Here is a 1,607-nt window from a genome sequence, read left to right as displayed (position 1 = left end):
TTTTATATATTTTCTTTCGTAATAGTGACCCCATATTCTCTATAAAAATCTATAATTACAGATGCATTCACACCCAAATCTAATAGATTTTCCGGAAAGTAAATTTCAGAATTCCGAACCACAATATCAGATGTTTGTAAAATTTTCTCTGCTTGGACAGCCGCTCCTAAAGCCGTAAGATGTGTCTGTCCTAACGGATCGGATATGTTCACACATCGTCTATGCAATACACCAGTAGCATCATAACCTTTAAGGTGAATAACTATGTTATGTGCACTTCCACTTCCGGGTTTATAAAGAATATTTTTTCGTAAGTCATTAAATTTTTCTCCACTAATCAGTTTCCAAATTCCTGTATTCACCAGAGAAACCAGTCCATATGTAGATATTTTACTATCAAAAGCAATCCGAAAGTTAGCCGAAACAGCATGAATTGATTCTGGCAGGGTTACGTGATCAGGAGTATCCAAACGATAACATTTGGTTATATAACCGTTGGGAAAGCGGACTTTGATTGGGTCAGTCATTGGATAAGCCTGTCGCATTCCCTCTGGAGCTTTGACTTCAAATGGAATCGTTAACCGGTCCATATATGCTGTTGAATTTGGTCCTGCTTTGTCTTGAAGAGAATATAGTGCGTTGATATCAACCGTAACCTCTTGAAGATCTTTTGAATACATTTTAGCAAAAAGGGCTGCTGTCCCTCCCATCCACCCTGAAGCTAATACAACAGGGGATTGGACCTCAACATTTTTTAATCGATCAATAGAACTCTTAAAACGTTCAGTCCAACGAGTAATGTCAACCAATGGAATTTTTTTTTGAACTGCAGATAGAAGTAGTCTATCTTGCGGGTCATTAACCGCATTAACAACTAATGTGAAATTATCATCCAAATTTCTTAAAGGATCATCTATTGTGTTGTCTACAGTGACTATTTTTACTCTATCTGATTCAAAAGGTAACGCTTTCCCTAAAGTTCTTCCTCCTAATCTAATTTCCAAATCAGGATGTCGATCATGTAAAATTTGAGCAATTTGACTACCAACAACACCATACCCACCAACAATTAATACTGTTTTCTTATTCATCTGAAACCTCCATTTTAATTAGTGTGAGATCATAAGTTTAAATAATTAAAAACTTAAACCTTTTAACACAATGTCGCTAAAAAAAGGGACAAAAGGTGTCCCTAAACTATAAATGAGTACCTAATTCTTACATTCATCTTCAACTAAAGAAACAAGTTCTTTTAAAAGATTTATTGTTTCATTAAATTCAAGACAATAATACATTTCAGTGCCTTTTTTCTGAACTCGAAGTAACCCTGATTGTTTCAATATTTTCAAATGATGAGATACAGTAGGTCTTGACATGGGAATATGCTCCGCAATTTGCGTCACATTCAAGCTATCTTTATCAATTAAAAGCGATACAATTTGCTGACGAGTTGGATCTCCCAACCCTTGGAAACATGGTCTTAAATTTTCTAAAATATGCATTACTTTATCATTACAGTTCATTTCGCTAACATTACCTTCCGTTTAAGAATTTAATCATTTAAACGTATTATAAATTACATTGCTATCTAATGCAATAAAGAAGTA

Annotated in this window: 2 protein-coding genes; both read right to left on the bottom strand. The window is 34.4% G+C overall.

The window, feature by feature from the left end; translation table 11 throughout:
* Positions 1-2 precede the first annotated feature (2 nt).
* Positions 3-1,091, bottom strand: coding sequence for a saccharopine dehydrogenase (locus tag ACLBWW_RS28585; protein WP_447614404.1), 1,089 nt, complete (start codon positions 1,089-1,091; stop codon positions 3-5).
* 120 nt (positions 1,092-1,211) lie between these two features.
* A complete protein-coding gene (locus ACLBWW_RS28580; RefSeq protein ID WP_000995770.1) occupies positions 1,212-1,523 on the bottom strand; it encodes an ArsR/SmtB family transcription factor in 312 nt (103 codons plus the stop codon).
* Positions 1,524-1,607: the final 84 nt, after the last annotated feature.

It is taken from the genome of Bacillus sp. M5A3_1b, assembly GCF_053345335.1.
Note: the sequence above shows the minus strand (reverse complement) of the source record. Positions and strands in the feature narration are given on the sequence as shown.

Coding starts and splice junctions, on each gene's coding strand:
- ACLBWW_RS28585 (WP_447614404.1), bottom strand. CDS start 1,091: ATGAATAAGAAAACAGTATTAATTGTTGGTGGGTATGGTGTTGTTGGT.
- ACLBWW_RS28580 (WP_000995770.1), bottom strand. CDS start 1,523: ATGAACTGTAATGATAAAGTAATGCATATTTTAGAAAATTTAAGACCA.